General features: G+C 64.7%; 7 protein-coding genes. 2 read left to right on the top strand and 5 right to left on the bottom strand.

The annotated features are described in order from the left end of the window. Positions 1–570: chloride channel protein (locus tag A3728_RS00670; protein ID WP_201722281.1), on the top strand; the 570-nt coding region annotated here is incomplete at its 5' end. Positions 571–589: 19 nt separating this feature from the next. Here A3728_RS00670 and A3728_RS00665 read toward each other — a convergent pair. From A3728_RS00665 to cobT, 3 genes are read right to left on the bottom strand one after another with little or no spacing between them, the layout of a single operon-like run. Continuing rightward, on the bottom strand, positions 590–934 hold the full coding sequence (locus A3728_RS00665) for a DUF427 domain-containing protein (protein WP_067919324.1): 345 nt from the start codon (positions 932–934) through the stop codon (positions 590–592). 25 nt (positions 935–959) lie between these two features. Further along, positions 960–2,759, bottom strand: a complete 1,800-nt coding sequence (locus A3728_RS00660) for an aminopeptidase P family protein (RefSeq protein WP_067919321.1) — start codon at positions 2,757–2,759, stop codon at positions 960–962. A 53-nt stretch (positions 2,760–2,812) separates the two neighbouring features. Next, positions 2,813–4,690, bottom strand: coding sequence for a cobaltochelatase subunit CobT (gene cobT, locus A3728_RS00655; protein ID WP_067919319.1), 1,878 nt, complete (start codon positions 4,688–4,690; stop codon positions 2,813–2,815). 182 nt (positions 4,691–4,872) lie between these two features. Here cobT and A3728_RS00650 point away from each other — a divergent pair, with 182 nt between their 5' ends. Then, positions 4,873–5,553, top strand: coding sequence for a hypothetical protein (locus tag A3728_RS00650; protein WP_067919317.1), 681 nt, complete (start codon positions 4,873–4,875; stop codon positions 5,551–5,553). A 69-nt stretch (positions 5,554–5,622) separates the two neighbouring features. Here the strand turns inward: A3728_RS00650 and cobS are convergent, their stop codons facing one another. Then, on the bottom strand, positions 5,623–6,609 hold the full coding sequence (gene cobS, locus A3728_RS00645; protein ID WP_067919315.1) for a cobaltochelatase subunit CobS: 987 nt from the start codon (positions 6,607–6,609) through the stop codon (positions 5,623–5,625). A gap of 102 nt (positions 6,610–6,711) precedes the next feature. Beyond that, on the bottom strand, positions 6,712–7,836 hold a 1,125-nt coding region (locus A3728_RS22980), incomplete at its 5' end, for a hypothetical protein (RefSeq protein ID WP_067919312.1).

Raw genomic sequence — 7,836 nt, 5'->3', positions numbered from 1 at the left:
GCCTTCGGCCTCGTCGCGACCGCGCTTTTCCCGGAGGTTTCCGGCTCCTCCTCGCTCTATGCGCTGGCGGGGATGGGGGCGGTGGCCGCTGCCGTGCTGGGGGCCCCCATTTCTACCACGCTCATCGTGTTCGAACTGACGGGCGACTGGCAGACGGGGCTTGCGGTGATGGTCGCGGTGAGCCTGTCGACAGCCCTGTCATCCCGGCTTGTGCACCGCAGCTTCTTCCTGACGCAGATGGAACGGCGCGGCGTGCATCTGGCCGCTGGGCCGCAGGCCTATCTTTTGTCGATGTTCATGGTCGCGCGCGTCATGCGCCGGCCTGATGACGAACGCTGCGCCGACCCGGACGAATGCTGGAGCCTTATCGACGAAGGCACCTATATCGACGGCTCCGCCACGTTGGAGGCCGCCATGTCGATCTTCGAGCAATCCGGCGCAAGGTTCATCCCGGTGGTCGCCCTGCAGGCCGACCAGCCCCCAGAACTGCTGGGTGCGCTCTTTCACGTCGATGCGCTGAAGGCCTACAATCGCGCACTTGCCGCGACGGCGGCGGAGGAACATTCCTGAGCCCCCGCCAGCGGCGCTTTCAGATGCGTTCGATGGTGATTTCATCCATGGGATAAAAGGCGAGATAGCCCGCGATGGCGGAGACCGCTTCCTTGGGGTTCTCGTAGGACCAGACCGCATCCTTCAGCGTCCGGCTTTTCGTCACAACGGAGAAATACCGCGCGTCACCCTTGTGCGGGCAATGGCTGTGGGTGTCGCTGTCATCAAGGAACGCCATGGCGATATCATCGCGCGGAAAATAGATCACGGGGGGATAATCCCCCTCCCGCAGTTCGAGCGCCTCGGTGCTTTCCCCGAGGATCGCGCCCCCGGCCCGGATGGACCATGTGCCCTCCGCCCTGCGGATATCTATGTGATCTGCCATGTCGTTCCTCCCCAATCTCAACTCGTCACGCGGCGCCGATGGGCGCGGTCGCGGTATCCAACCACAGTTTTGCACCATGTGATAGCCGCGGCCCGATTTTTTCAGCGACTTCGGCATGATAGGCGTTGAGCCAAGCAAGGGCCGCAGGGTCGAGCATCTCCGGGAGGATCAGCCCGCGGTCGATGGGCGCGAAACTGAGCGTGCGCCAGTTCAGCATCTTCCGATGCGCGTCGCCGTCGGGCAGGCTGGGCGCGGGTTCGACCACCAGCAGGTTCTCGATCCGGATGCCGAAGGCGCCTTCGCGGTAATACCCCGGCTCGTTGCTCAGGATCATCCCCGGCTCGAGTGGGATCTTGCTCAGCTTGCTGAGCCTCTGGGGGCCTTCGTGAACGCTGAGGTAGGCACCGACCCCATGCCCCAGCCCATGGTCGAAATCCTGCCCCGCAAGCCAGAGCGGCATGCGGCCCACCGCTTCGATATGCTGCCCCGCCAGCCCCGCGGGCCAGCGCAGGCGGCTCATGGCGATCATCCCGGCCAGAACGCGGGTAAAGGCGCGGCAGGCCTCCGCGGGCGGCTCACCGATGGCGACGGTGCGGGTGATGTCGGTGGTGCCGTCCAGATACTGCCCGCCCGAATCGAGCACCAGCAGATGGCCCGCCTGCAGGGTCGCATCCGTCTCTTCGGTCACGCGGTAATGCATGATCGCGCCGTTGGGGCCGGTTCCCGCAATCGTCTCAAAGGAAATGTCCCGCAGCGCCGGATCCTGCCGCCGAAAGCCTTCCAGCTTTTCGACGACCTGCGTTTCCGTCACGCTACCGGGGCGCTGCCCGTCAAGCCAGGCGAGCGTTTCCACCACGGCGGCCCCGTCGCGCAGATGCGCTTGGACTGACCCCTCGATCTCCGCCGCGTTCTTGGTGGCCTTCGGCAGCGCGCAGGGATCCTGCCCCCACGACAGCTTGTCACCCACGGCTTCGGCGATGACGACCGGCACACTGTCCCGGTCGAGCCGCAGGGGGCCGGGCATTCCGGCCAGCCGGGTCAGCAGCATGTCGGGCGCATGCACCCGCACCCCCATATCGAGATGATCCCCGATACCCGCAAGCTTGCGTTCATCCATGAACAGGTCAACCTCGCCGGAGGCATGCAGCACCGCGAAACCATGCGCCACCGGATTGCGCGGAATATCCGCTCCCCGCAGGTTGAGCAGCCAGCAGAGCGAGTCGGGCAGGGTGATCACCGCCGCCGCTTCGCCCTTTTCGCGCAAGCCCGCCCCAAGCCGCGCCCGCTTGTCCGCATGGCTTTCCCCGGCATGTTCCAACGGATGCACATCAACGGGCGCCATCGGGGGCGCGGGCTGGTCCGGCCAGATGCGGTCGACAAGGTTTTCGAAGGGGACAAGCTGAACACCGCTGCCTTCCAGCGCGGCTTCGGTCTGGTCGATCTGGTTGACGCTGTGCAACCACGGGTCAAAGCCCACCTTGCCCCCCTGGGGCAAATGCTCCCTCAGCCAGTCGCCCAGCGATACCTCGGGCCAGGGCACGGGCGTGAAGGCGGGGGCGACCTGCGCCTTGACCTGCGTGCGATACCGGCCATCGACGAAAACACCCGCCACGTCCTGCAAAACGGCACAGAAACCGGCCGACCCGGTAAAGCCGGTCAGCCAGGCGAGCCTTTCGTCATGGGGGGCGACATATTCGCCCTGATGCGCATCCGCGCGCGGTACGAGAAACCCGTCCAGACCCGCTTTCGCAATTTCTCCCCGCAGTCCTTCTAGACGCGGCGGCCCCTGTTCGGGCCGTGCGGTGACCTCGAAACTCTGGAACATCGCTCCCCCTTCACCCTTTCAGAAATACTCCCCCGCGGGAGCGTCCCGGCCTCTCAGCCCGCGCGGCGCATGCCGATGACGCGCGCCCGCTTGCGGGGATCGGAATCGAACAGCGCCGCCAGTTGCTCCGTCATCGCACCGGCAAGCTGATCCACGTCCGTGATCGTCACCGCGCGGTCGTAATAGCGGGTGACGTCATGGCCGATGCCGATGGCCAGAAGCTCGACGGCCTTGCGCCGCTCGACCATGGCGATGACATCGCGCAGATGCTTTTCGAGATAGTTCGCGGGGTTCACCGACAGCGTGCTGTCGTCCACCGGGGCACCGTCGCTGATGACCATCAGGATCTTGCGCGATTCATGCCGCGCCATCATCCGCCGGTGCGCCCATTCCAGCGCCTCGCCGTCGATGTTCTCCTTCAGAAGGCCTTCCTTCATCATCAGCCCGAGGTTGTCGCGGGTACGCCGCCACGGCGCATCCGCCGACTTGTAGATGATGTGCCGCAGATCGTTGAGCCGCCCGGGCTGGACCGGCCGCCCCTCGTTCAGCCAGGCCTCCCGCGCCTGTCCGCCCTTCCACGCCCGCGTGGTGAAGCCGAGGATCTCGACCTTCACGTTGCAGCGTTCCAGCGTCCGCGCCAGCACGTCGGCGCAGATGGCCGCGATGGAAATCGGCCGCCCGCGCATGGAGCCGGAGTTGTCCAGCAGCAGCGTCACCACGGTATCGCGGAACTCGGTGTCCTTTTCGACCTTGAAGCTGAGCGGCGTGGTCGGATTGGCCACCACCCGGGCAAGCCTGCCCGCGTCCAGCATGCCTTCTTCGAGGTCAAATTCCCAACTGCGGTTCTGCTGCGCCTGCAACCGGCGCTGAAGCTTGTTCGCCAGACGGCTCACCGCGCCCTTGAGCGGCTCCAACTGCTGGTCGAGATAGGCGCGCAGCCGTTCCAGTTCGACAGGTTCGGCCAATTCCTCGGCGCCGATGATCTCGTCATGCTGGTCATCGTAGACAAGGTAATTCGGGTCGGCGTCGGAAACCGGCTGCGGGGCCGGTGGCTCCATCGGCGCATCGCCTTCCGGCATCTCGGCCTCGTCGCCCAGTTCCTGATCGGCCATGTCATCCATGGAGACCTGGGCCTGACTCTGGTCCTGCTGTTCTTCCTGGCTCTGTTCGGGGCTGCCTTCGGCCTCCTCGTCGTCCTGATCGTCCTGCCCGGTGCTGTCGGGATCCTGTTCCTCCTCCGCACCTTCCTCGGCCTCGTCTTCCTGATCCTCGTCAAGTTGATCCGGGTCGTCGCCCAGCTGATCGCCATAGCCGAGGTCAGAGATGATCTGCCGGGAAAACTTGGCAAAGGCGGATTGGTCCTTCAGGGACTTGTCCAGCCCTTCGAGCGTTCCTGCAGCCTGATCCTCGATGAACCCGCGCCATAGTTCCATAACGTTCTGCGCGCCGGCGGGCAGGGGGCGGCCCGTGGCCAGATGCCGTACGAGGTACCCCGCAGCTGTTGCAAGCGGCACGTCGCTGGCCTGCTTGGCCTGATCGTATCCCTTGCGCAGGGAATCGTGGCGGATCTTGGCGTCGATGTTGCCAGCAGTGCCCGGCATGTCCCGCGCGCCCATCGCTTCGCAGCGGGCGGTTTCCATCGCCTCGTAGAGATCGCGCGCCATTTCGCCCTGCGGCAGGTAGCGGGCGTGGGTTTCGCCGTTGTGGTAGCGCCGGTTCAGCGCCAGCGCATCGGCGGTACCACGCGCCAGCAGGACCTCTTCGCGGGTCATGCGGCGGCTGACCTGCGGCAGGCGCATGGAATCGCCCGACAGGCCGGAAGGGTCTACCGAATAGCTGACGTTCAGATCGGGATCGTCCGCCATTACCTTCGATGCCTCGGCGAGGGCTTTCTTGAAGGCGTCGGCGGGATTGTCGGAGGGTTTGCTCATACCCGCCAATCTAGCGTTTGACCGCATATGCGCAATCGCAAACCGGCTGGCGGGACTGCGGAAGGTGGTCTGCTCCGGGTCCGCAGCCCCCGCCAGCGGGGCAGGAGAGGAACCCTCACGTCGGCTGACCCGTTGAGCCTGCGGATGTGGTGTTTGCACATCCGTTATCGGAGGAGAGAGTAATGAGTATCAAGAGACATGTATTGGTAACGACGAGCCTCGTCGCACTGGCCTTGGCGCCGGTGGCGGGCATCGCGCAGACCAGCGATCAGGGCGCGTCGCAGACCACCGAACAGACCACGCAACAGAATACGCAGAATACGTCCGAAAGTGGATCCACGACGGACATGGGGGCCGCGACCTCCTCGACCGGGACCGCCTCGGGCACGGTCGAAAATTCGGATGGCACCCCCGAAAGCCCGCTCGCCAACGAGATCGGCACCAATGGAGAAGAGGGTGTGGCGATCCGCCAGAACGAACAAGGGGGCGCTATCGACCCTGATCAGGCCTTTGGCGAAGACGGCTATGGCGATGTCTACGAAGACGACCGGGCCATGGCCGAACGTACCCTGATGCTGGATCTCGATGTTTTTGCCCAGCAAATCTACGAACGGGCCTACCGTCGGGGCTACATGGCCGGTGCGGCCAACATGCGCGACCGGTTCGACCGGCGCATGCGGCAACTCAGCCGCCAGCAGGACCGCGAAGACCGCAGCCGCCGGGGCGATGACCGCTCGCGCAGTGGCATGGGGTCAAATCGCGATGGCGGTTCGATCATCGTGCTGCCGCCCGGTGTCAGCCCCGAGGATTTCATCGAACGTCTGCAGCGGGGCGCCGCTACGCAGTCGCGCGGCAACAACTGATCCGCAGGACATGAACCTGCCACCACGGCAGAAAAGAAAACCCGCGCCTTGGCGCGGGTTTTTCACGAATTAGCCGAGGCTGAGGCTCGCGGCGCTTTCGGGAAGTTCCTCATCGAAAAGCCGCTGGTAGAATTCGGCCACGGTCTGGCGCTCCAACTCGTCGCATTTGTTGAGAAAGGACAGCCGGAAGGCATAGCCGACGTTGCGGAAAATCTCGGCGTTCTGGGCCCATGCGATGACTGTCCGGGGGGACATGACCGTGCTCAACTCGCCGTTCATGAAGGCTGTGCGGGTCAGATCCGCGACGGTGACCATCTGGCGCACAGTCTTGCGGCCCTTGTCGGTGTTGTAATGCGGGTTCTTCGACAGAACGATCGCGGTTTCCGCATCGATGCTGAGGTAGTTCAGCGTCGCCACAAGGCTCCAGCGGTCCATCTGGCCCTGGTTGATCTGCTGGGTGCCGTGGTAGAGCCCGGTCGTATCGCCAAGGCCCACGGTATTGGCGGTGGCGAAGATGCGGAAATAGGGGTGCGGGGTGATGACCTGGTTCTGGTCGAGCAGCGTCAGCTTGCCGTCCACCTCCAGCACCCGCTGGATCACGAACATCACATCGGCCCGGCCCGCATCGTATTCGTCGAAGACGATCGCGGTGGGGTTGCGCAGCGCCCAAGGCAGAATGCCTTCCTGAAAATCGGTGACCTGCTTGCCGTCCTTCAGTTTGATCGCGTCCTTGCCGATCAGGTCGATCCGGCTGATATGGCTGTCGAGGTTGACGCGCACGCAGGGCCAGTTCAGCCGTGCGGCGACCTGTTCGATATGGGTGGATTTGCCCGTGCCGTGATAGCCTTGGATCATCACGCGGCGATTGTGCGAAAACCCTGCGAGGATCGCGAGCGTCGTGTCGGGATCGAACTTGTAGGTACTGTCGAGGTCGGGCACCCGGCTGGTGCGTTCCTCGAACCCTTTGACGACCATGTCGGTGTCGATGCCGAAGACGTCCCGCACGTGAATTTCCTCGTGCGGTTTGGTGTTCAGTTCCAATGCGCCGTCGGCCATGCTGCCATCCCTCTCGATCTCGGCTCCTCGGAGGAGCATCAACCCGCCGGTGGTGCAACATTCGGGCGCGACGCGCAAGGGCGGGCGGGCGGAATTCCTCCTTCAGCCAGCGGCCATCGCGGCCTGTGCACAGCCGCAGGAGGCCGCGACAGGTTGGTCCGCCCGGGCCTGTGCCAGCGACAGGCGCAGCCGCAGCTGGGGCAGCTCCGCCGTCTCGCCCAGTTGTTCGAGACAATCGTGCAGGCCCTTCAAACTCCAGACGTTGTCGGGGTGCACGCAGGCACGCGGCAACCCGGGAACGAGGCCCAGATCCTCGCGGTAGACCTGTGCCGCCTCTTCCGCATGGCCCTGTTCCAGCAAGAGCGCGCCCAAGGCGTGGCGGGTGGGCTGCATCCAGCCCCATGGCTCGTCATAGGGCAGCCCGTCGTCAAGGCGCACGGCCTCCCGCAGTGAAGCGAAGGCGGCGTCGAAATTGCCCCGGCGATATTCCAGCTCACCGCGCAGCATGGCATCGGCGATCTCCAGCAGGTCCACCGTGCGCACGTTATGCAGCAGGCGCGTCTCCGGCACCTTGGCGCGTGCGGCCTGAAAGCGTTCTTCCTGCGCCGTCGCCTCTTCGACCCGCCCCAGCGAGGCCAGTGCCAGCGCCTTGGCGTATTCGATGAAGGCCACCCGCACGCAATAAAGCGTCCGGTCCTCGGGCAGGGGCAGGGCCAGAATCTCCTCCCATCGGCCAAAGCGGATCAGGACATGCGGCTCCATGGCGAGAATGGTCTCGAAATAATCGGCCATGGGCGGGGAGGTGATTTCCAGCATCGCCTTGGGCGAGGTTTCCGCCATCTCGCGCACCGCGGCAAGGGCGGGGGCCATCTGGCCCAGATACATCGCTCCGCTCATGACGAAGTGGTAATTGTGCTGCCGGTAGCCTGAATAGACGTTGAAGGCGCCGTTTTCGGCATAATATTTCAGGTCCGCCGCAATGGCGCGCCGGTTCCAGCGCACAACCTTTTCGTAATCGCCGCAAAGCACGTCGATATGCGTGGGCATATGGATCAGATGGCCCGCGTCCGGCACCAGATCGCGCAGCGCATCCGCTGCCTTCAGGGCCTTTTCCGGCTCGGGCGACATTTCCATCAGGTGGATATAGAGATGCAGCAACCCGGGGTGGGACATGCCCCCGGGGCGGGCCAGATGCCGTTCCAGCACCCGCTGACATTCGAGCGTTTC

The organism is Sulfitobacter sp. HI0040 (genome assembly GCF_001634885.1).
Lineage (GTDB): Bacteria > Pseudomonadota > Alphaproteobacteria > Rhodobacterales > Rhodobacteraceae > Sulfitobacter.
This window is presented reverse-complemented; position numbering and strand designations above follow the sequence as displayed.